Genomic DNA, 20,711 nt, shown 5'->3' on the forward strand with positions numbered 1-20,711 from the left:
TGGCTTTGTCGTCGCATATGCATTTTCCCAAACGAAAAAGCCGGGCTGAACCCGGCTTTTTCAAGGATTATGTCATTACAGTTTTGTTATTTTGCGGGTGCGGCCGGAGCGGCCGGAGCGGCGCCTTCTGCCGGCTTGGCAGGGGCTGCACCTTCGGCCGGCTTGGCGGGCGCGTTCTCGGCCGAGGCGCCGGGGGCCGGCAGTGGCTTCGGATTGTCCGACAGCGTGCGCAGATAGGCGATGACGTTGGCGCGGTCCTCATCCTTCGGCAGGCCGGCGAAGCCCATCGCCGTGCCCTTCACGAACTTCTTCGGCGAGGTGATGAAGTGGTTGAGATTGTCGTAGGTCCACTTCTCGCTGCCGCCCTTGGAGAACTCCTTCATGCCGGCCGAATAGGCAAAGCCCTCATGCTCGGCGACCGGACGGTCGATGATGTCCCACAGATCGGGGCCAACCTTGTTGGGGCCGCCTTTTTCGCCGGAGTGGCAGGCCTGGCATTTCTTGAAGATGGCGGCACCCGCTTCGGCGTTGGCGGTGGCCAGCAGCTCGGCGATCGGCTTGGCCTCCGCGGCGGGAGCGGCCGGGCCGCCTTCGGCGGGCTCGGTCGCCTCGATGGCGAAGCCGGGCTTTTCCGGCGTCGGCGAGGCAAACAGCGCGTCGGATACGATGCCAACGGAAAAGACAATGAACACCGTGCCGAGGAAACCGGCGAGCAGCTTGTTGACTTCGTTGGAATCCATACGCCCCAGGCTCCCTTTTCCGGCGGACCGATCCGTCCACTCCGTCCGTCGGTATCGTGAACCACCCTGCAAGGCGGTCAAATCGCGCGGAAACTAGGTCTTTTGCTCCGGCGTTGCAACACCTATAAGGGCGCTGCCAGTGAGACCTTTTGCCACTTTTGTCCCCCTCTTTTTCGAGCCCCTGCCCGCCTCATGTCCACGCTCATCCTGATCCCGGCCCGCATGGCCTCGACCCGCCTGCCGGGCAAGCCGCTGGCCGACATTGCCGGCACTCCGATGATCGTCCACGTCGCCCGCCGTGCTGCCGAGGCGGGGCTCGGCCGGGTGGTCGTCGCCACCGATACGCAAGGCGTTGCGGAGGCGGTGCGCGCGCATGGTTTCGAGGCGGTGATGACGCGGGCGGACCACGAAACCGGTTCCGACCGCATCTTCGAAGCGCTGACCATTCTCGACCCTGGCAACAGCGTCGAGACCATCGTCAATGTGCAGGGCGATCTGCCGACCATCGACCCCCTTGTTATCGGCGCCGCGCTGAAGCCTTTCGAGAACGCGGCGGTGGATATCGCCACGCTCTGCGTCGAGATCGTCCGCGATGAGGAAAAGACCAATCCGAACGTCGTCAAGCTGGTCGGCTCGCCACTCTCGACGACGCGGCTCAGGGCGCTCTATTTCACCCGCGCTACCGCCCCTTGGGGCGAAGGCCCGCTCTACCATCATATCGGCCTCTATGCCTATCGCCGCGCCGCACTCGAACGCTTCGTTGCGCTAAGGCCGTCGCCTCTGGAGCGCCGCGAGCGGCTCGAGCAGTTGCGGGCGCTGGAGGCTGGCATGCGCATCGATGCGGAGATCGTGCAGTCGGTGCCGCTTGGCGTCGATACGCCGGACGATCTCGAACGCGCCAGGGCGCTCCTTTCCAACTAAGAAATTCTTCCCCCAATTCCCGAGACTCCGCGCATGCCTGAAAAGACCAACAAAATATCCTTCCAGGGCGAGCCGGGCGCCAATTCCGACACCGCCTGCCGCAACATGTTCCCTTCGATGGAGCCGTTGCCGTGCCCGACCTTCGAGGACGCCTTCAACGCCGTCGAGACCGGCAAGGCCGATCTGGCCATGATCCCGATCGAGAACACCATTGCCGGCCGCGTCGCCGACATCCATCACCTCTTGCCGGAATCGAAGCTGCACATCATCGGCGAATACTTTCTGCCGATCCACTTCCAGCTGATGGTGCTGCCGGGCGTCAGGCGCGACGAGATCAGGACCGTGCACAGCCACATCCACGCGCTCGGCCAATGCCGCAAATACATCCGCAAGAACGGTTGGAAGGCGGCGGTTGCCGGCGATACCGCGGGCGCCGCCAAGATGGTCGCCGCGATGAAGGACCGCACCATGGCCGCGCTGGCGCCGGCGCTGGCCTCGACCCTCTACGGACTCGAAATCATCGAGGAGAATGTCGAGGACACCGACAGCAACGTCACCCGCTTCGTGGTGCTGACCAAGAACAAGCAATGGGCCGAACGTCCCTCGGCCGACGCCAAGATGATGACGACCTTCATCTTCCGCGTCCGAAACGTGCCGGCGGCGCTCTACAAGGCGATGGGCGGGTTTGCCACCAACGGCATCAACATGACCAAGCTGGAAAGCTACCAGCTCGGCGCGTTTACAGCGACGCTGTTCTACGCCGACATAGAGGGCCATCCCGACGATCCGCTGGTGAAGCTGGCACTCGACGAGTTGCGCTTTTTCTCGCGCGAAATGCGCATTCTCGGCGTCTATCCCGCCAGCGCCTCGCGCGAGCAGTGGAAGGTGGCGGATTAGGATCCGGTCAGGTCAGGCCGAGCTTGTTCTTTTTGGCCGGCTTGCCGCATTCGCGGCGGGCAATCGACCGGTTCATGGCGTCGATCTTGCCGCTTGCCTGGTCGGCGTCGCGCTTGGCTTTTGAGCGGATATCCGGCGTGAACGGGCCAAAGCCCGTCGCCGGGTTGGAGAAGGACGGCTTGGCGTCCACCGGCAGATGATATTGCTGCGCCAGGCCGTTTCGTTGCGCCAGCAATTGATCGCAAGGCACCTTGTCATACAGCAGCGAGGACTGGACGTTTTCGTCCTGCCGTTCGGACATCGAATTGCCGACGCAGCCAGCCATCGCCAGGCAAGATGCCAAGACCGTCATGTTCCAGCGCATGAACGTGCTCCTTGTCTTTCGCCGCTGCGGCTTCTCATGCGCAGCGGCAGAAGTCTTAGCCAGATTTTACGCTGCCGGAAAGCAAGCTTGCCACTACGGCCAGCCCTTCGACCGGTTCGCGGCGATCCTGCCGGATGATCGTTGCCTGCAGCGACAGGATCGAAAAGCCGTCGGCATCCAGAACCCGCTCTATATAGCCTCGCGAATGCGCGTAGCGGCGCGACGGCTGCAGGGCGAAATCGGCGCGGTCAGACGATTCTCCGCCCGGGAGCGTCTCGACAGAGAACGCAAACAGACCGCCGCCGGCAAGCATTCCGGCAATCTTGTTCACCACCCTGTCGAGTGCGCCGACATAGATGAACACATCGGCCGCCGTCACCAGATCGGCTTTCGGGCCAGAATAGCAAAAATCCTGCAGGTCCGTCTTGACGAGCAGATCGTAGCGGCCTTTGGCGCGCGCCTGCCGCAGCATGCCGGCCGAGATGTCGTAACCCTCCAGCCGATCGGCGATCGGCCGCAGCTTCTGGCCCATCAGGCCGGTACCGCAGCCGAGATCGAGCGCCAGCGAAAACCGGCCCGGCCGTGCTGCCCGGATGGCGCGGTCGAGGCATTCGGGCAGACGGTAGCCGAGCCTGTCGACCAGCTCACCCTCGAAGCTTTCGGCATAGTGGTCGTAAAGCGTCTCGACAAAGGCGCTGGGCGGCGCCTGGGCCGCCGCTGCCCTGCCGATCAATTGCAGCTTGAGCACCGCGCCGAGCCTGTCCGCCGGGTCGAGCCGCAGTGCCGTCGTCCAGGCCTGCGCGGCACGATCGGGCGCGCCCGCCGCTTCCTGCATCTCGCCGAGGCGGAACCAGCCGGCTGGCCATTGCGGCGCCAGTTCGAGCGCGCCGAGCAGCAATTCCGCGGCTGCCGCATGATCGCCGGATGCATAGAGCATTTCGGCATAGTCGGCGCGGCGGTCGGCGGTCAAATCGCCGGACGAGGTCTGGAGCGGTTTCATCGTGATCGAATTCCGCCGGGTGTTTGCAGCCGGCTTGCGCTCTATGCTGGAGTCAGCAGTGACTTACAACAGGCTTCCCGCGCCGGAATTAGCGCCTATCTTGGGGCCATGCGCGCCAGCGACCTGCTTCATCCCCGGCCGGAAGGGCTGTATTGCCCGCCCGGCGATTTCTTCATCGACCCGGTGCGGCCGGTCAACCGGGCGCTGATCACGCATGGCCATTCCGACCATGCCCGCTCCGGCCACCGCTCGGTAATGGCGACGCAGCAGACGCTCGATATTATGGGGCTGCGTTACGGCGAAGGTTTTGCCGGAACGACGCAAGCCGCCGTGCTCGGCGAGACGATTGCGCTTGGCGGTGTGGCCGTCAGCTTTCACCCGGCCGGCCATGTGCTGGGCTCGGCGCAGATCAAGGTCGCGCATCAGGGCACATGCATCGTCGCGTCCGGCGACTATAAACGCCAGAACGACGCGACCTGCGAGCCGTTCGAGCCGCTCAACTGCGACGTCTTCATCACCGAGGCGACGTTCGGCCTGCCGGTGTTTCACCATCCGCCCGATTCCGAAGAGATCGCCCGGCTGCTGAAATCGACCGAACAGTTCCCCGAGCGCACGCATCTGGTCGGCGCTTATGCGCTGGGCAAGGCGCAGCGTGTCATGCGGCTGCTGCGCGATGTCGGCTACGAAAAGCCGATCTACATCCATGGTGCGCTGGCCAAGCTCAGCGAATATTACCAGAGCCAGGGCATCGATCTCGGCACGTTGGAACCGGCGACCGTCGAGACCGGCCAAAAAAGCGACTTTGCCGGCGCCATCGTCATCGGCCCGCCATCCGCCTTCGCCGATCGCTGGGCGCGGCGTTTTCCCGATCCGATGTCGTGCTTCGCCTCAGGCTGGATGCGCATCCGCCAGCGCGCCAAGCAGGGCGGCGTCGAGCTGCCGCTGATCATCTCCGATCACTCCGACTGGGACGAGCTGACAACGACGATCAAGGAGACCGGCGCGGAAGAAATCTGGGTGACGCATGGCCGCGAGGAGGCGCTGGTGCGCTGGTGCGAACTCGAAGGCATCGCCGCCAGGCCGCTGCATCTCGTCGGCTACGAGGACGAGGGCGATTGATGGCAATTGTTGAACCACCAATCGCGGGCGCCGCGATCCTTCACACCCCCCTCTGGCCTGCCGGCCATCTCCCCCACAAGGGGGGAGATTGGCTTCTTCGCCGCCGCGCTCATTCCAGCGACGTTCGAGATTGGCGAAACCAGTCGCGACATCCGATCTCCCCCCTCGTGGGGGAGATGTCCGGCAGGACAGAGGGGGGCGCGAAGGATCGCAAACTTCCCCCCTTGGCGCCCCTCCCATGAACCGCTTCGCCGAGCTTCTCGACCGGCTGGTGCTGACGCCTTCGCGCAACGGCAAGCTGACGCTTTTGACCGACTATTTCCGCAGCGTCGAGGATCCGGATCGCGGGCTGGCGCTGGCGGCCATTACCGGCGATCTTTCCATCGCCGCGGTCAAGCCGGCAATGCTGCGCACGCTGGTGGTCGAGCGCATGGATCCCGTGCTGTTCGGCTATTCCTACGACTATGTCGGCGACCTGGCCGAGACCGTGTCGCTGGTCTGGCCGCAATCGCCTCTCGATATTGCGAACCACGCGCCGACGCTGGCCGAGGTGGTGGCCAAGCTGCAGGCGGCAAGCCGTTCCGACGGGCCACAGGTGCTGGCCCGGCTGCTCGACAGCGCCAGCACGTCCGCGCGCTTTGCCATCATAAAGCTGGTCACCGGCGGCCTGCGCATCGGTGTTTCGGCGCGGCTCGCCAAGCAGGCGCTGGCCGATTTCGGCAAGGTCGATATCGCCGAGATCGAGGAACTCTGGCACGGGCTGACGCCGCCTTATGCGGCTCTGTTCGCCTGGCTGGAGGGCAAGGCGGAAAAACCCAGGAAGACGGCGCTGGCGCTGTTTAGGCCAGTGATGCTGTCGAACGCCGTCGGCGACGGCGACCTCGAAAAGCTCGACCCGGCCGACTACGCGGCCGAATGGAAATGGGACGGCATCCGCGTCCAGGCGGTTTGCGAAGGCGGCATTCGCCGGCTCTATTCGCGCACCGGTGACGATGTCTCCGGCGCCTTTCCGGATCTTGCCGAGGCGATGGATTTTTCAGGCGCCCTCGACGGCGAGCTTCTGGTCGGTGACCCCAGGCAGGCGACGGGCACGTTCTCGGACCTGCAGCAGCGGCTGAACCGCAAGAGCGTGTCACCCAAGATCCAGCAGCAATACCCCGCCTTCATGCGCTGCTACGATGCGCTGCAGATTGGTGACGAGGATGTGCGGGGATTGCCCTTCCGCCAACGACGCGGCCGGCTCGAGGCCTTCGTGAGGACACTCGATCCGAGTCGCTTCGATCTGTCGCCGCTGGTCGAATTCACCACCTGGCAGGCGCTGGAGGAATTGCGCCGCAAGCCGCTGCATCCGGTCATCGAAGGCGTCATGCTGAAGCGCTGGGATTCGCCCTATGTGGCCGGGCGGCCGAAGGGGCCGTGGTTCAAATGGAAGCGCGATCCGCACACGGTCGACGCCGTGCTGATGTACGCCCAGCGCGGCCACGGCAAACGCTCGAGCTTCTATTCCGACTACACATTCGGCGTCTGGTCCGGGCCGGAGGGATCGGAGGAGCTGGTGCCGGTGGGAAAAGCCTATTTCGGCTTCACCGACGAGGAACTGAGGCAAATCGACAAATATGTCCGCGACAATACAATTGAGCGCTTTGGCCCGGTGCGCTCGGTACGGGCCGACCGCAGACAGGGCCTGGTGCTGGAGGTGGCGTTCGAAGGGCTTAACCGTTCGACGCGGCACAAATCCGGCGTCGCCATGCGCTTTCCGCGCATTTCGCGGCTGCGCTGGGACAAGCCGGCCGCGGAAGCCGACCGCATCGAGACGCTGCAGGCGCTGCTCGATAGTTAATGCATGTCGCGCAAAAAGTGTGCAGCGGTTTTGCGGTAACGACATGCATCAAAACAAGAACCTAAACTGCGTCGCATGAGGCCGGTCCGAACGCGACGTGCTTTACGGAACGACCGAGACGCGAATCTCGTAGATGTCGACCGACTTGCCCTGCTTGTCGAAGTCGGAATTGATGGCGATGGTGCCGGCAGCACCCGGACGCTTGTCGGGAAAGCGCACGTCGAACAGATATTCATTGCGCTCGCGACCGACGGCATAGCGCTTGCGGCCGCAGTCGCCGAGTTCGCCGAAATTGCAATCGACGGAAATCTGCGTCTCCTGGCCCTCCTCGGAGCGCGCGATGATGTCGAATGTGGCATGCTTGCCGGCGAGTTTTTCCAGCACGCCTTGCCCGACGTCGAAGCTGATGGCCGAACCGGATGCACCCGAGCGGATGCGCAGGAAGGAACCGCTTTCGTCCTGGATAACGTCGGCCTTGGCGTCCGACGGTGCATTGACCTGCGTCGGGTCACCCGGCGAAAACACGTTGATCCAGTCGCGCGCCTGGTCCGCCTCGCCCTGCTTTGGCGGCGAAGCGGTGTCGTCCGGCGTGAAATCATCGCCGTCGACCGTTGGCGGCGCTTCCGGCGGCGCCGTGTCGAGCTCGGTCGCCGATTTGAAGACGCCGGTCTGGTTGGCGAAATAAAGGCCGATGCCGGCGGCTGCGAGCAGCGTCACGCCGAAGAAGATCGCGGTCAAAGGCAGGCGCCGCCGCCTCGCCCGCTGGTCGTCGCGGTCGGGCGTCACTTCCGCGTCGTCGGTTTCGGCTTCGATCGGAGCCGAGGCCCCCATGTCGATCACCGGCGCCTCGGGAACAGGCGCATCGGGCATTATGTCGGGGACGACCGGCAGGACGCGCGACCGGGGCGCATCGGATTCGGGCGACTGCGGCGGACCGTCAACGACGACATCGGGCGACGGCGCGGGCTCGGCTTCGGCTTCGGCCGGAGGCTCCACCTCCGGTGCTGCCTCCAAACTGTCGGTCGGCGCGGCGACGTCGGCAACCGCCGGCAGGAATTCCGATTCGATTTCGGTGATCTTCGCCTGGACCGCCTTGCGGCGCTTGATGGCGACTTCCACGGTGACGTTTGGATTGGCCTGCAGGGCGCGGTCGAGTGCCGCGAAAGCCGATCGGTAGACCCGCTCGCGAAACGCCCGGTCGTCGGCATTGCCTTTCTCGAAGGCGTTGCGGATCGCTTTTTCGATCGCGTCCAAACGAATTCCCTCTGCAATTTCACTCACATTGTCATGATCGTTAGCCGCAGGCGACCAATCAATCAACAAGCGAGCGGCTGCATTCTGCCTTGCCGAGGGATACAAAGCTCATTTCGGCGGTTTTCGGTAAAGAAATCAACCTTTTTCGCTGACTTTTCCGTCACGGCCCCGACGTGACGGACGGGCGGCCTGCCGATACGGCGTAGCATCGGCGCGGCAGCTGCCCTTGTGCCCAGCCTGGGACGGAGACGAATTGCTCGTCCTGAATTCGCGGCAGCCATCTTGAATTCGCGGCCGGTTGCGTCTATCACCCAGCCCATCTTGGAAGCACGGCTTCCCGGGCCGCTTTAGCTCAGTTGGTAGAGCACATCATTCGTAATGATGGGGTCGCGTGTTCGAGTCACGCAAGCGGCACCAAACGACCTATCCCGCACGCCTGCTTCAACCAGCGCTCAGCCGAGTGGAAAAGCTGATGCTGCCGAGACGAGGGCGAGCATTGCCAGCACGATCCCCGCCGCCCGGCAGATGACGCGATGATGCCGCATCGCGGCAGCGCGCACGAGCGGACGCGAAAGCGCGACGGCCAGAAATCCGTACCAGCCTATGTCGATGATGGCGACGATGGCCGCGACCATCAGCACCTCGTTCGAGGTCCGGATCGGCAGCATCAGTCCCATGAAGGCGACGGCGAAGAAGGCGGCGGTTTCAGGTGAGAGAATGCTGATGAGAAAACCTCCGGCAAACAATCCGGCCTGCCGAGGCGCTTCGCCGATGGCCGGCGGCGCCGTTCTGGCGATGCGCTGGGCCATCCAGCCAAGGGCCGCCGCACCGGCGATCTTGACCGCCGGCACCGACAGCGACCCGGAAAGGTGAACGGCGCCGAACGCCACCAGGATCGCCAGCACGGCGGTTCCGGCGCCAATCCCGGCCACGAGCGGATCGTCCTGCCAAAGCCGTGCAGGGAGGCAAGGCTGCCGGTCGCGAGTCCAATAGGGCCTGGCGATCATGATCACCGTATATGCCGCCAGGAATTGCAGCATGGCGGTCGACAGAAGAAGCGAATTCGACATTGCAGCCCCCGTTTGTTGCGTCGATCACAGGGCGGCGAGGAATTCTCGGCGCCTAGCGGCCGGACGCCAGCGGCGGTTTCCCGCACCGCCGCCGTTGCCCACCTTCTCCCCGGATCGTGACGGCGTCGTGGTGTTGGGAGGTTCATCCACGCTGCGAGCAGAAGCCTACGCGCAGCGGCGGGCATGCAAATCGGTGCCGGCCACCCATTTTTAGGCGGACGATTTCCCAGTTTTCGGGGAAATGTTGCTGCGGGAACTACCCAGAGCCTGTCCCATCCCGACAGAACGGGCTGGGATCAATATCCAGTCTGGTGCGGTTCCAGCGGATGAGTGCCCGTCAGCAGCCACGGCTCGCCGCGCAGGCGCAGGAGGATTTCCATGCGGTTTGTGGTATGAGCTTGCCGAGCAGCGAGGACGCAACAGTGGCGCCGTAGGGCGGGGTATGATGAGAAGCTAAATGATCATAAAAAGCATCTTTCTAGGTAATGTTAATCTCTTCTAGGAAAGGTCAGCGTGAGAAAGAATGGATAGCTATCATGCTGGTTTTATTTTTGTATTCGTGGGCTTTATAATTACGGTCATTGTTTTTGTGCTTGCAACTATTCAGGAGAATAGGCTTGCGGCGAAGGCGACAGCTTGGCCGGTGGTTGAGTCCAGGGTTGTAGATAGATTGACTGCGGCTCCTGATCCTGTCGCGTATAATATAAGAGTGAGTTACTTGTTCCATGGCAAGAAATACGATTCAGTAGCTAGGAATTTTTATAGAAAAGAGACGACCAATAAACATGTCGGAGACACTGTGCTCATAAAGGTAAATCCAAGAAAACCGGATGAATGCGTACTGTTTTCGTAGGAGTCTGTCGGCAAGGAAGGGGACGCCGGCGGCGGTTCCCAGCACCGCCGCCGTTGCCCGCCTTCTCCCCCGGACCGTGAAGGCGTCGTGGTGTTGGGAGGTTCATCCACACTGCGAGCAGAAGCCTACACGGAGCGGCAGGCATGCAAATCGGTGCCGCCACCCATTTTTAGTTCTGGCCTAAAGTTCAACAGAGGAGAAAAATGGAAAAGGAAGACGATGTCCTAAGCGACCTGAGCTATGTCGCCGAAAATCTCGATGATGTGGCAAAGGAAACGATCGTCCTGGTGCTGGAGGCGGCGATCGCTGAGATCATTGGCCTGAGAATTGCCGTGCAGACTGCCGCGTCGAAGGCGACATGGACGACAGACTGAGTTACAGCCGGGTCGAACGTGCGCCTCAGCTCGGCGAGGTGTCGCCCAGCGACGCCACGGTCTTCAGCGCGCCGTCGAGCATGTCGCCCTTCTCGTCCTTCAATGCTGCTTCGCGCAGGCGCCGGATCCAGTCGGCGGCGTCCGGGCGGCCCTTGACCAGGTCGAGCGCCGACAGCACCCGGTCGAATTTCGACTGCGCGCGGGCGTGGGTGTCGCTGTAACCCTTGATCAGCCGGCGGCAGTTGAGGATCTCCGTACCAAGCGCGTAGTCCTGGCCGACTTGGCCCAGCGCCAGCCCATACCAGCGATCGAGATGCGCGGTCTCGACCTTGTGGCGCAGCAGGCGGCGGCGCCAGCGGCGCAGGCCGCCGATGAACCACAAAGCGGCAAAGCCGGCGAAACTGTCGGTGCGGATGTGGCGGCCGCGATTGATGCGGCGGTCGAGAAAGGCGGCGAGCTTCGGCCGGTCCTCGATGTAGCTGCCGAGCCCGGCCGGCAGCGTGCCGCAGAATTCCTCGATGCGCGGATGGAAATATTCGGTCACCTGCAGGACTGAGCCTTGCTTGACACCGACTTCGCGGCGTACGCGCTGGTCGCGCGTCGAGCGTGTCTTCAGATCGGCGACGCGGATCATGTCGTCGTAACACATGGCGTTGGCCAGATGCTTTGCCGCGGCGATCGACAGCACGCAGTCATGTTCGGCATTGTCCAGGACGACCGCCCGGTCGAGCCGGTCGAGATACTCGCCGCCATAGGCGATGTCCTGGTAGTCGACGACTTTTTTCAGGCCGCGAAGCGCCATGTCTTGCACAGGTGCCGGTAACGCGGCGACGCGCGCCGCCAGTTGTTGCCAGCCCTTCAACAGGCTTTCCGGGCCGCTGATTTTTGTCGCCGCGGCCGAGCGGGTTTCAGCGGCCGCCGGCTGTGCAGTCTTGTCGCCCGAAGGCGCACTCGCGATGGCGCGCGCCCGATCGTAGGCGGCGGCGAAGGCGGCGAGGCTTGCCTTGACGCCGCGGCCGCCGGCGCCGATGGCCCGCTCATAGCTCTCGCGTGTGAACGGCAAGGCATCGGACCCGGCCAGCGCGCCGAGCAGGCTGGCCGAGATCATCGAGCCGTTATCGACGGCGATCTTCTCCATGTCGAAGGCGATGAAGCGCTTGGCCGCGGCTTCAGCCGTGGCATGCACCTTCGAGGACGATGCGCGGCCGTCGCCCGGCTCGATCTTCTCGGAGACCGCTGCGATGCGGTGCGACGAGGCGATCAGCGTGGTGCGCTCCGGCGTGACGAACCCGCGGATGATGGCGCGGCCGGCCTCCATCAGTTCGGCGGCGATCAATATATCGACGTCGCCCTGCGACGGCGACAGCGCGAAGACCGGCAGCCGGCCGGTGTCGCGGCACATTTCGACATAGTAGATGGTGGCGCCGGTGCGCTGGGCGACGCCGGCAACCGAGGTCGATTGGGCGACGTAGCCGTTGCGCTCGGCGACGTCGGTGATCCAGTCGGCCAGCACGCCGCCGCCCTGGCCGCCGACCGCCAGCACGGCAAGCTTTATGACGCGCCCGTCGTCCAGCGCGCCGGCCTTGGAACGGGTTGATGGGACGGCGTCAAGCATCGGCAAATATCAGCCGCCGGCTTTCACGGCGGCGCTGCAAGAGGCGGATCGTGGCGCGCCGCGCGGCTTCAAGCAAACGGTCCCAGCGGCTTGGATTATGCACCACGTCGGCTCTGTAGAAGGATGGGCACAGCAGCGCCGCATCGGCAACCTCGCCGCAATTGCCGCAGCCGACGCAGCTCTGGTCGATATGCGCCACCGGATCGTCGCGCAGCGGGTCATCGAGCGACTTCACCGACAGCGACGGACAGCCGGAGAGCCGCATGCAGGCATGGTCGCCGGTGCAGATGTCCTCGTCGACGCCGAATTTCGGCTTGACGACCCGCTCACCGCCCTTGATCGCCTTGTCGACCAAAGGCTTCTCGCGACGCTGGCGGTTGAGCATGCATTCGGACGAGGCGACGATGACTTTCGGGCCCTTCTCGTCCGTCGTCAGCGCCTCGCGCAGCGTGTCCTGCATCCTGGTCACATCATAGGTGCGGTCGATGTGGCGCAGCCATTTGACGCCCATGCCTTTCACCGCCTCGGTGATCGGATGCTTGGTCGACTTGGTCTTGTTGCCGGCGCGGGAGGAAAGGATATCCTGCCCTCCCGTCGCCGCCGAATAGAAATTATCGACGATGACGATGACGCCATCGTTCTTGTTGAACACGGCATTGCCGATCGAGGACGTCAGGCCGTTGTGCCAGAAGCCGCCGTCGCCGACGAAGGAGATCGAGCGGCGCTTGGCATCGGGCGAGTTGAACGCCGAGGCCGAGGCCGGCCCCAGCCCGTAGCCCATGGTGGTGGCACCTAGCTCGAAAGGCGGCATGATCGAGAACAAATGACAGCCGATGTCGGAGGCGATGTGGTGCTTGCCCAGCTCCTGCTCGACCAGCTTGGTGGCGGCGAAGATCGGCCGCTCCGGGCAGCCGACGCAGAAGCCGGGCGGCCGGCCCGGGACGACGTTGATCAGGTCGGCGGTGTCGAGCCCGTCGCCGATCTTGTTGGGCGCGCGGACCTCGCTTGGCAGCAGATGCGGGATGGTGGCACGCAGGAACGATCCGATGCCGTCGAGCATCACCTGGCCGGTATATTCGCCGGCCATAGGCAGATGTTCCTTGCCAACGAGCTTGGTGCCGCGGCCGGCCTTGTGCAGCATCGCGGCAAAGGCCTGTTCGATGTAGTTGGGCTGGCCTTCCTCGACGACGAGCACGGCGTCCTTGCCTTCGCAGAAGGACAGGAATTCGTCATCGACCAGCGGGTAGACGGCGTTCAGCACATAGAGCGGCACGTCGGTGTCGCCATAGGTGTCGGCGAGGCCGAGCCGCTGCAGCGCCCGGATGACCGAATTGTACATGCCGCCCTGCATGACGATGCCGACCGAGCCGTGCTCCGGGCCGAAAAACTCGTTGATCTTGTTGGTGCGGATGAAGTCGACCGCCGCCGGCCAGCGTTTCTGCACCTTTTCCTTCTCGTGCAGGAAGGACGCGGGCGGCAGCACGATGCGGCCGGTGTCGCGGCGCGGCGCCTCGAGCGCATCGGCCACTGTCATTGCCGGGCGCTTGTTGTCCTTGGCGATGAAATGGCCGTGGACATGGCAGCAGCGAATGCGGACCTGCAGCATGACCGGCGTGTTGGAAACCTCGGACAGCTCGAAGCCGTCCTCCACCGCCTTGACGATCGACGGCAGGTTCGGGCGCGGGTCGAGCAGCCAGACCTGACTCTTCATGGCGAAGGCGTGGCTGCGCTCCTGCATGATCGAGGAGCCTTCGCCGTAATCCTCGCCGACGATGATCAATGCACCGCCGGTGACGCCGCCGGAAGCGAGATTGGCGAGCGCGTCGGAGGCGACATTGGTGCCGACCGTCGACTTGAAGGTGGCCGCGCCACGGATCGGATAGTGCACCGATGCCGCCAGCATGGCGGTGGCGGTGGCTTCCGAGGCGCTTGCCTCGAAATGCACGCCGAGCTCGCCCAGAATATCCTGCGCGTCGGCCAGCACGTCCATCAAATGGCTGATCGGTGCACCCTGATAGCCGCCGACATAGCCGACGCCGCATTGCAGCAGCGCCTTGGTGATGGCGAGAATGCCTTCGCCGGAAAACTCCTCGCCGGCGCCGAGCCTGAGCTTTTCGACTTCCTTGGCAAAAGACCGTTCGGCCATTTTTTGCTCCTTCCGTTACCGTCCCGATGGCGGCGCGTAAGATCGTCAGATGTCGTGCTTGCGAATGTTCTTCAGCATTTTTTGCAGCGTCGCGATCAGCGCCGCGTATTCGGCATCGTCGATGTCGTCGAACATCGTCTCGAAAGCGTCGTGCATGGCCGGCCAGGCGCGCGCGAACTCGGCGCGGCCATCGTCGGTCAGGAACACATGGCGGATCCGGCTGTCTGTGACCCCCTGCTCGCGCCGAACAAACCCTTGTCCCTCCAGCGTGTCGAGCGTGCGGCTCAAGGTCGACTGCTCGATGACGGTATAGACCGAGAGATCGTTGACGGTGACGCCATCGGTGACCGACAATACGGCCAGCGTGCGCACCTGCGGAATGGTCAGGCCTTGCTTGCGGAAATTGTCGCGCAGCGTGGCGTTGTAGCGGCCCATGATGCGGTTCATCAGATAGGGCGCGAACTGCTGCAGGCCGATCTGGCCCAAAGTCGAGATGCGCTGGCGTTTTTCAACCTTCTGTTCCATCACAGCCTCCCCGCCAGGAGAAAGCCGGAGCCGCCGCCCAGGCCAGCACCCGGATGGGTCGAGGCACCGATGTGGTAGAGACCCCTGACCCCGGTTCCGTGATTGCGGCTCGTCTTAAGCGGCCGCCACAGAAACGACTGGTCGATGGCCGAGGAACCGCCATAGGGGTCGCCGCCGACCAGATTGATGTTCATCGCTTCCAGATCGGCCGGCGAACAGGCGCGGCGTGTGATGACGCTGTCCTTGAACCCATCGATATGGCTGGCGAGGATCGCTTCGGCACGGTCGGCATAGGCATCGCGCAGCGCCTCGGTCCAGCGACCGTCTGCCGGTGTTTGCAGTTTGCCGGCGGCATCGCCCTTGATATGGCGTGGCGCCTCGGGCAGTTGCAGCCACAGGACCGCCTTGCCGTCCGGGCAGCGCGATGGGTCGAGCGCGTGCGGCTGGCCGACGCAGATGGTCGGCACCTCCGGCAGCATGCCGCGCACGGCTTCGTTGCAGGCCTTCGAGACGCCGTCGAGCCCCGGTGTCAGATGCAGCAGCGCGACCTTGTCCAGGCTCTCGCCGCGCCATGCCGGCGGCTTGTCCAAGGCATAGTGGATCTGGAAATTGCCCTTGCCATAGCGGTATTTTTGCGCTGCCTCGACGTCGGCTTTCGGCGCCGCGTCGCCGAGCAGCCGCTCGTAGAGCTGGGTCGGCGTGACCGAGCAGATGACGCTCTTGTTCACGCTGATCGTTTCGCCCGAAGCCAGCCGCACGCCGGCGGCGCGGCCTCCGCTTTGGACAATAGCCGTGACGTCGGTGCCGGTGCGGATTTCGCCGCCACGTTCCCTGATCAGGGCTTCGAAGGCAGACAGCAGATTCCTGGCACCGCCCTTGACGATCGGCGCGCCGGCCGCTTCAAGCGCGAAGGCGATGACCTTGGCGATCTGGCCGGAGAACGCGTCCTCAGGCCCGAGGCCGGCATGCAGCACCCAGGGCGCCCACAGCGCGCGCATCGTTTCCGACCGGTAGGTGCTTTCCAGCCAACTGCGCGCCGGCACCAGCGCGCTGCCGAGAAAGGCGGCAAGGCCACGCGGGCCGCGCCGCCAGGCTTCGCCCGCCAGCAGCCTGGCCGTCGGGTAGGACCACAGGCTGCCGCCGAGCAGACCGAACAGCAGACCGGCGTTGCGCTCGATCTCGCCGACATCGTTTGCGTGCCGGTCGCCGTCACCCGCGGCAAGCGCATTGGCCGCCGTGACATTGGCGATACGATCGGTGCGCAGGATGGCGTGGCTGCCGTCCGGGCGCAGCACGCCGGTCGGCGTGGAGGTGTTGCAAAACTCCAGGCCGTGCCGCGCCAGATCCTTGCCCAGCGCCGCATAGGCCGGTGAGGTGATGAACAGGACGAAGGTCGTCGCCATCACGTCGTGGATGAAGCCGGGCTCGGTGATCTCTTCGGTGCGCATGCAACCGCCGATGCGGTCGTTGCGCTCGAGCACCAGCACCTTCGCTCCCTTGCCGCCAAGCATCGCCGCGCAAACCAGCGCGTTGATGCCGCTTCCGACGATGATGTGATCGATATCGCTCATCGAGGGTTGCTCCTAACCGGCAGGAGTCCAATTGCAGAGATTGGCGCTCTACGGCGCCCCCCTTTGTCCTGCCGGACATCTCCCGCACTTGGGGGAAGATCGGCTGTCACCGCGGCCTTCGCCACTCTCCTACGTCGCAGGAATGAGCGGGGCGCCGAAACTGCCAATCTCCCCCCAAATGAGGGAGATGTCCGGCAGGACAGGGGAGGGCGCCGTAGAGCAGCCTTGCAAGACTGCCGCTCCCAACCCGTCACCACAACATTGCCTGCAAGCATGATCTTCTCCCGAAGACCGCCAGTTGCCCTATTGTCTCGGCACGAGCGCCAGTGCGCGGATCGGGCTGCCGGTGCCGTGCTCGATCTTGAGCGGTGCGCCGATCAGGATCGCGCCCTTCGGCGGCAGCCGGTCGAGGTTGCACAGGCTGGCGAGCCCATAGCGGTTGGCCTTGTGCATCAGGCTGTGCGCCGGGAATGGCGGCTCCATTCCCCCTGCTTTGCCAGCATCCGTGCCGATCGTCTCGCTGCCCCAGCCCTTGATGTCCTTGCTGATCAGATACTGGATGGCCTCGGCCGTCGGTCCGGGCGTGTGCGGTCCGGTCTCATTGGCGTTGAGGAACTCGGCTTCCGAGCCGTTGCGCTTGTACCAGTCGGTGCGCATCACCACCCATTCGCCCGCGTTGATAGCGCCATGTTCGGCTTCCCAGGCCTTGATGTGGTCGACGGTGAGCAGGAAGTCGTGATCGGCGGCGGCTTGCTTCGAGCAGTCGATGACATTGACCGGGCCGACGAAATTCTGAACCGGAATGGTGTCGGTGGCACCGTCCGGATAATCCTTGCCGGTGATCCAGTGCTGCGGCGCGTCGAAATGCGTGCCCGAGTGTTCGCCGAGCTTCAGCCAGTTCCAGGCCCACCACGGACCGTTCTTGTCATAGTGGGAGATGGCGTGGATCTCGACCTTCGGCGTGTCCACCGCCAGCTCCGGCGGCAGCTTGATCAGCGGCGTGTTGGGCCCGAGCGGCGCCGTCAGGTCGACCACCTGGATGGCGCCTGAAAGAAGCTGGCCGGCGACGTCGCCGAGGAGTTGTTGTGTGTCCATGGTCTCTGTTCCCTCTTTCTCAATGGTGCTGAAGGCTCTCGCGGCCCTTAATATCCTACTAGACGAAAACATATGCATCTGCAATTATCTTTAAGCATAAAGGAAATGGGACGGGGCGTGAGCGAGTTCGACGCCATATTTGTCGGGGCAGGCCACAACAGTCTGGCATGCGCCGCGCATCTGGCGCTCAAAGGCTGGAAAACAGCGGTTTTCGACCGCAATCCAACGATCGGCGGCGCCGTCCAGACGCGTGAATTCACGCTTCCAGGCTTCCGGCACGATTTCGGTGCAATGAATCTGGGCCTGTTCGCCGGCTCGGCCTTTCACAAGAAATATGCAAATGAATTGAAAGCCCAGGGGCTGGAATTCGTGCCGGTGGCCGACTGTTTTGCCAGCGCCTTCCCCGACGGTCGCTGGTTCGGCGTCAGCAGCGACCTGGAGAAGACCACTGGACGGATGACCGCCTTCTCTGCGACCGACGTAGCCACATGGCGCCGTCTGGTTGCGGCATTCCCGGCCGAGGCCGAGCATCTGTTCCGGCTGCTGGGCTCGCCGATGAGTGGGCGTGCGCTCGCCGGCACGGCCTGGAAGCTCTGGCGCAAGAAGGGTATTGGCGGCGCGCTCGATACCGGCCGATTACTGCTTTCCTCACCCCGCGCGTGGCTCGAGCAGACTTTCGAGTCACCGCATGTCAGGGCGACGCTGGCCACCTGGGGCATGCATCTCGATTTCGCGCCTGACATCGCTGGCGGCGCGGTATTTCCTTACCTCGAATCCATGGCCAACCAGTGCTTCGGCATGCTGCTCGGCAGAGGCGGCGCCGACACGATCATCCGCGCTTTGTCGGGCATGCTCACGGCCGCCGGCGGCAAGATCGTCACTGGGGCTGATGTCGCCGAGATCACGGTTTCGGCCGGCAAGGCGACCGGCGTGCGGCTCGCTTCCGGCGAGACCCACACCGCCACCAGGGCCGTCATCGCCGGTGTCGCGCCCAAGGCGCTGACCGGGAAACTGTTGCCCAATGGATCGGGCGACGCCGGCTTCGACACGGCCATGAAAAAATTCCGCCACGCGCCGGGCACGATGATGATCCATCTGGCACTCGACGATTTGCCGGACTGGCGCGCCGGCGCCGAGCTTCGGCAGTTCGCCTATGTGCATCTCTCGCCGTCGCTCGACGCCATGTCGCGAACCTATCAGCAGGCGATGGCAGGCATGCTGCCGGACGAGCCGGTGCTGGTCGTCGGCCAGCCGACGGCGGTCGATCCGTCGCGCGCGCCGGACGGCAAGCATGTGCTCTGGGTGCAGGTGCGCATGCTGCCGGCCGAGATTGTGGGCGATGCGGCGGGCATGATCGCGCCGGCCCACTGGGACGAGGCTAGGGAGCACTACGCCGAGCGCGTCCTCGACATTATCGAGCGCTATGCGCCCGGCCTTCGCCGGAAGATCCTCGGCCGCGCCGTGTTCTCGCCCATCGACCTCGAACGCGAGAACCCCAACCTGGTCGGCGGCGACCAGGTCTGCGGCAGCCATCATCTGGTGCAGAATTTCCTATTCCGCCCGGCGCGCGGTTACGCCGGCTGGAACACGCCGATCGGCAATCTGCACCTGACCGGGGCGGCAACATGGCCGGGCGCCGGCACCGGGGCGGCGTCGGGCTTCATGCTCGCACAACAACTTGGCGGGAGGTAGGCTCCATTTTTCATCCAGGGTGAAGGAGGACAAGGCGCGGTTGCCCAAGGAGCCTGAACCCACCGATTGACAACGACACCGCGCATAAAAGCAACAGGGGAACGACCATGACAATCAACAGAAGAGAATTGCTCGGATACGGCGCGGCCGCACTTGGCGCCACGGCGCTCGGCCTGCCGCAAATCGCCAAGGCTGCCGGCGAACTGACTATCGCCTACAACGTCAACCTGCCGTCCTGGGACCCGACCACCGGGCCTTCGGCGGTCAACCCGACCATCCAGGGTCTCTACCAATCGGTGTTCGACCAGTTCATCCCGCAGAAGCCGGATCTTTCTTTCGCGCCCGGCTTGCTCACCGAATGGGGCTGGAACGAGGATCGCAGTAAGATCATGATGACGGTGCGCGAGGGCGTCACCTGGCATGACGGTTCGCCATTCGCGGCCGAAGACGTGGTCTGGTCGCTGCAGCGGGCGGGCGATGAAAAGACCGGCAACCCGATCCAGTTCGTCTGGAAGAACGTCAACAACTTCAAGATCGACGGCAACAAGATCACCGGCGACGTCGTGCAATTCGACCCGGTGTATTTCAAATGGATGTCGTTCCTCACCGGCTACATCATGCCAAAGGCCTATTACGAAAAGGTCGGCGCCGAGGGTTTTGAGAAAGCCCCGATCGGCACCGGGCCCTATATGGTCGACAAATTCGAGCGCAACGCCTTCCTGCGGCTCAAGGCCAACCCGAACTACTGGGGCGGCAAGCCGGCCTTCGAAAGCGTAACCATCAAGTTCGTCACCGATGCGGCGAGCCGCGTCGCCGAGATCGAGTCCGGCTCCTCGCAGGTGACTCTCGAAATCCCCTATGAGGAATATGACCGCCTGATCGCCAAGGACGGACTTGCCGGCTCATGCAAGAATGTTTCCGACATCGGCATGATCTTCTTCAACGACATCGACGTGATGCTGGACAAGAACGTGCGCCAGGCGGCGGTGATGGCGGTCGATAAAAAGCTTTTGGTCGACCGGCTGCTGCGCGGTTACGGCCAGCCCATCGATACGCTGGAGACGCCGGAATACGCCGCCTACGATGCGTCGATCAAGGTGGAGCATAACCCGGAAAAGGCCAAGGAATTGCTGGCCGCCTCCGGCTATTCGCCGGAAAAGCCGGTCAAGTTCACGATACAGACGACCAAGGGCTTCAAGCCCAAGGACTACGAGATGATCCAGGCGATCGTCGGCATGTGGCGCAAGGTCGGCATCGAGGCGACGATCGAGGTCTACGAGATCGCCAAGCATTATGAGTTGCGCGCCGCCGACAAGCTGGCGCCGGCCGCCTTCTACAATTGGGGCAACGCCATCGGTGACCCGACCACCTCGACCGGCTTTGCCATGTATGGCCCGAGCCCGCATTCGGTGTGGGACAGTCAGGATCTGATCGACATGATCAACCCGCTGTGGGGCGAGAAGGACGAGGCCAAGCGCATTGCCGGCTGGAAGGCCGTCGACAAGTACATTGCCGAGCAGGCCTATGTACTGCCGCTGATCCAGTATGCGCAGCCGATCGTGCATGCCAAGGGCGTCAATGTCGTGCAGCATGTGTCGGGCGCGCTGTTGCCGGCGCTGATGAGCCCGGCCTGAG

General features: G+C 63.9%; 18 protein-coding genes and 1 tRNA gene. 9 read left to right on the forward strand and 10 right to left on the reverse strand.

The window, feature by feature from the left end:
* Positions 1 to 86: 86 nt before the first annotated feature.
* On the reverse strand, positions 87 to 740 hold the full coding sequence (locus NKJ35_RS01305; RefSeq protein ID WP_352476004.1) for a c-type cytochrome: 654 nt from the start codon (positions 738 to 740) through the stop codon (positions 87 to 89).
* A 192-nt stretch (positions 741 to 932) separates the two neighbouring features.
* Here NKJ35_RS01305 and NKJ35_RS01310 point away from each other — a divergent pair, with 192 nt between their 5' ends.
* Positions 933 to 1,661, forward strand: a complete 729-nt coding sequence (locus NKJ35_RS01310; RefSeq protein ID WP_023676856.1) for a 3-deoxy-manno-octulosonate cytidylyltransferase — start codon at positions 933 to 935, stop codon at positions 1,659 to 1,661.
* 33 nt (positions 1,662 to 1,694) lie between these two features.
* Positions 1,695 to 2,558: a prephenate dehydratase gene (locus NKJ35_RS01315; protein WP_352644444.1), complete on the forward strand. Its 864-nt coding sequence runs from the start codon at positions 1,695 to 1,697 to the stop codon at positions 2,556 to 2,558.
* Positions 2,559 to 2,565: 7 nt separating this feature from the next.
* Here the strand turns inward: NKJ35_RS01315 and NKJ35_RS01320 are convergent, their stop codons facing one another.
* Together NKJ35_RS01320 and NKJ35_RS01325 are read right to left on the reverse strand one after the other, a co-directional pair.
* Complete coding sequence (locus NKJ35_RS01320) at positions 2,566 to 2,922, reverse strand: hypothetical protein (RefSeq protein ID WP_352506111.1); 357 nt, start codon at positions 2,920 to 2,922, stop codon at positions 2,566 to 2,568.
* Positions 2,923 to 2,977: 55 nt separating this feature from the next.
* Positions 2,978 to 3,922, reverse strand: a complete 945-nt coding sequence (locus NKJ35_RS01325) for a methyltransferase domain-containing protein (protein WP_352644445.1) — start codon at positions 3,920 to 3,922, stop codon at positions 2,978 to 2,980.
* 108 nt (positions 3,923 to 4,030) lie between these two features.
* Here NKJ35_RS01325 and NKJ35_RS01330 point away from each other — a divergent pair, with 108 nt between their 5' ends.
* Together NKJ35_RS01330 and NKJ35_RS01335 are read left to right on the forward strand one after the other, a co-directional pair.
* Positions 4,031 to 5,041: a ligase-associated DNA damage response exonuclease gene (locus NKJ35_RS01330; RefSeq protein ID WP_352644447.1), complete on the forward strand. Its 1,011-nt coding sequence runs from the start codon at positions 4,031 to 4,033 to the stop codon at positions 5,039 to 5,041.
* A 238-nt stretch (positions 5,042 to 5,279) separates the two neighbouring features.
* Entirely contained in the window at positions 5,280 to 6,881 is a 1,602-nt protein-coding gene (locus NKJ35_RS01335) for a cisplatin damage response ATP-dependent DNA ligase (RefSeq protein ID WP_352644449.1), read from the forward strand.
* A 102-nt stretch (positions 6,882 to 6,983) separates the two neighbouring features.
* Here the strand turns inward: NKJ35_RS01335 and NKJ35_RS01340 are convergent, their stop codons facing one another.
* Positions 6,984 to 8,135 carry a hypothetical protein gene (locus tag NKJ35_RS01340; protein WP_352644451.1) on the reverse strand — a complete coding sequence of 384 codons (1,152 nt, stop codon included), beginning with the start codon at positions 8,133 to 8,135 and terminating at the stop codon, positions 6,984 to 6,986.
* A gap of 341 nt (positions 8,136 to 8,476) precedes the next feature.
* Between NKJ35_RS01340 and NKJ35_RS01345 the strand changes: the two genes are divergently transcribed.
* Positions 8,477 to 8,552: transfer RNA gene (locus NKJ35_RS01345), tRNA-Thr, on the forward strand.
* 35 nt (positions 8,553 to 8,587) lie between these two features.
* Here the strand turns inward: NKJ35_RS01345 and NKJ35_RS01350 are convergent.
* The gene (locus tag NKJ35_RS01350; protein ID WP_352644452.1) at positions 8,588 to 9,205 is read right to left on the reverse strand and encodes a LysE family translocator; all 618 of its coding nucleotides are present in this window, start codon (positions 9,203 to 9,205) and stop codon (positions 8,588 to 8,590) included.
* 523 nt (positions 9,206 to 9,728) lie between these two features.
* On the opposite strand from NKJ35_RS01350, the gene NKJ35_RS01355 reads away from it, so the two are divergent.
* Together NKJ35_RS01355 and NKJ35_RS01360 are read left to right on the forward strand one after the other, a co-directional pair.
* Entirely contained in the window at positions 9,729 to 10,058 is a 330-nt protein-coding gene (locus tag NKJ35_RS01355; RefSeq protein WP_352644453.1) for a DUF3592 domain-containing protein, read from the forward strand.
* 203 nt (positions 10,059 to 10,261) lie between these two features.
* Positions 10,262 to 10,432: a hypothetical protein gene (locus NKJ35_RS01360; protein ID WP_254816217.1), complete on the forward strand. Its 171-nt coding sequence runs from the start codon at positions 10,262 to 10,264 to the stop codon at positions 10,430 to 10,432.
* 25 nt (positions 10,433 to 10,457) lie between these two features.
* On the opposite strand, the gene NKJ35_RS01365 is transcribed toward NKJ35_RS01360, so the two are convergent.
* The 5 genes from NKJ35_RS01365 to NKJ35_RS01385 form a co-directional block, all read right to left on the reverse strand.
* The gene (locus tag NKJ35_RS01365) at positions 10,458 to 12,047 is read right to left on the reverse strand and encodes an indolepyruvate oxidoreductase subunit beta family protein (RefSeq protein ID WP_352644455.1); all 1,590 of its coding nucleotides are present in this window, start codon (positions 12,045 to 12,047) and stop codon (positions 10,458 to 10,460) included.
* Positions 12,040 to 14,193, reverse strand: a complete 2,154-nt coding sequence (locus NKJ35_RS01370; protein ID WP_352644456.1) for a thiamine pyrophosphate-dependent enzyme — start codon at positions 14,191 to 14,193, stop codon at positions 12,040 to 12,042. The genes NKJ35_RS01365 and NKJ35_RS01370 overlap by 8 nt, the downstream gene beginning before the upstream one ends.
* A 45-nt stretch (positions 14,194 to 14,238) precedes the next feature.
* The gene (locus tag NKJ35_RS01375) at positions 14,239 to 14,718 is read right to left on the reverse strand and encodes a MarR family winged helix-turn-helix transcriptional regulator (RefSeq protein ID WP_352493744.1); all 480 of its coding nucleotides are present in this window, start codon (positions 14,716 to 14,718) and stop codon (positions 14,239 to 14,241) included.
* Positions 14,718 to 16,289 carry a phytoene desaturase family protein gene (locus tag NKJ35_RS01380; protein ID WP_352644457.1) on the reverse strand — a complete coding sequence of 524 codons (1,572 nt, stop codon included), beginning with the start codon at positions 16,287 to 16,289 and terminating at the stop codon, positions 14,718 to 14,720. Before NKJ35_RS01380 ends, NKJ35_RS01375 begins: the two co-directional genes overlap by 1 nt.
* A gap of 303 nt (positions 16,290 to 16,592) precedes the next feature.
* On the reverse strand, positions 16,593 to 17,384 hold the full coding sequence (locus tag NKJ35_RS01385) for a cyclase family protein (RefSeq protein ID WP_352644459.1): 792 nt from the start codon (positions 17,382 to 17,384) through the stop codon (positions 16,593 to 16,595).
* A 117-nt stretch (positions 17,385 to 17,501) separates the two neighbouring features.
* On the opposite strand from NKJ35_RS01385, the gene NKJ35_RS01390 reads away from it, so the two are divergent.
* Positions 17,502 to 19,076, forward strand: a complete 1,575-nt coding sequence (locus NKJ35_RS01390) for a phytoene desaturase family protein (protein WP_352644460.1) — start codon at positions 17,502 to 17,504, stop codon at positions 19,074 to 19,076.
* Positions 19,077 to 19,183: 107 nt separating this feature from the next.
* Entirely contained in the window at positions 19,184 to 20,710 is a 1,527-nt protein-coding gene (locus NKJ35_RS01395) for an ABC transporter substrate-binding protein (protein WP_352644462.1), read from the forward strand.
* The last annotated feature ends 1 nt before the right edge of the window (position 20,711 follow it).

Source organism: Mesorhizobium sp. M0136 (genome assembly GCF_040322515.1).
GTDB lineage: Bacteria > Pseudomonadota > Alphaproteobacteria > Rhizobiales > Rhizobiaceae > Mesorhizobium.

Coding starts and splice junctions, on each gene's coding strand:
- NKJ35_RS01305 (WP_352476004.1), bottom strand. CDS start 740: ATGGATTCCAACGAAGTCAACAAGCTGCTCGCCGGTTTCCTCGGCACG.
- NKJ35_RS01310 (WP_023676856.1), top strand. CDS start 933: ATGTCCACGCTCATCCTGATCCCGGCCCGCATGGCCTCGACCCGCCTG.
- NKJ35_RS01315 (WP_352644444.1), top strand. CDS start 1,695: ATGCCTGAAAAGACCAACAAAATATCCTTCCAGGGCGAGCCGGGCGCC.
- NKJ35_RS01320 (WP_352506111.1), bottom strand. CDS start 2,922: ATGCGCTGGAACATGACGGTCTTGGCATCTTGCCTGGCGATGGCTGGC.
- NKJ35_RS01325 (WP_352644445.1), bottom strand. CDS start 3,922: ATGAAACCGCTCCAGACCTCGTCCGGCGATTTGACCGCCGACCGCCGC.
- NKJ35_RS01330 (WP_352644447.1), top strand. CDS start 4,031: ATGCGCGCCAGCGACCTGCTTCATCCCCGGCCGGAAGGGCTGTATTGC.
- NKJ35_RS01335 (WP_352644449.1), top strand. CDS start 5,280: ATGAACCGCTTCGCCGAGCTTCTCGACCGGCTGGTGCTGACGCCTTCG.
- NKJ35_RS01350 (WP_352644452.1), bottom strand. CDS start 9,205: ATGTCGAATTCGCTTCTTCTGTCGACCGCCATGCTGCAATTCCTGGCG.
- NKJ35_RS01355 (WP_352644453.1), top strand. CDS start 9,729: ATGGATAGCTATCATGCTGGTTTTATTTTTGTATTCGTGGGCTTTATA.
- NKJ35_RS01360 (WP_254816217.1), top strand. CDS start 10,262: ATGGAAAAGGAAGACGATGTCCTAAGCGACCTGAGCTATGTCGCCGAA.
- NKJ35_RS01365 (WP_352644455.1), bottom strand. CDS start 12,047: ATGCTTGACGCCGTCCCATCAACCCGTTCCAAGGCCGGCGCGCTGGAC.
- NKJ35_RS01370 (WP_352644456.1), bottom strand. CDS start 14,193: ATGGCCGAACGGTCTTTTGCCAAGGAAGTCGAAAAGCTCAGGCTCGGC.
- NKJ35_RS01375 (WP_352493744.1), bottom strand. CDS start 14,718: ATGGAACAGAAGGTTGAAAAACGCCAGCGCATCTCGACTTTGGGCCAG.
- NKJ35_RS01380 (WP_352644457.1), bottom strand. CDS start 16,289: ATGAGCGATATCGATCACATCATCGTCGGAAGCGGCATCAACGCGCTG.
- NKJ35_RS01385 (WP_352644459.1), bottom strand. CDS start 17,384: ATGGACACACAACAACTCCTCGGCGACGTCGCCGGCCAGCTTCTTTCA.
- NKJ35_RS01395 (WP_352644462.1), top strand. CDS start 19,184: ATGACAATCAACAGAAGAGAATTGCTCGGATACGGCGCGGCCGCACTT.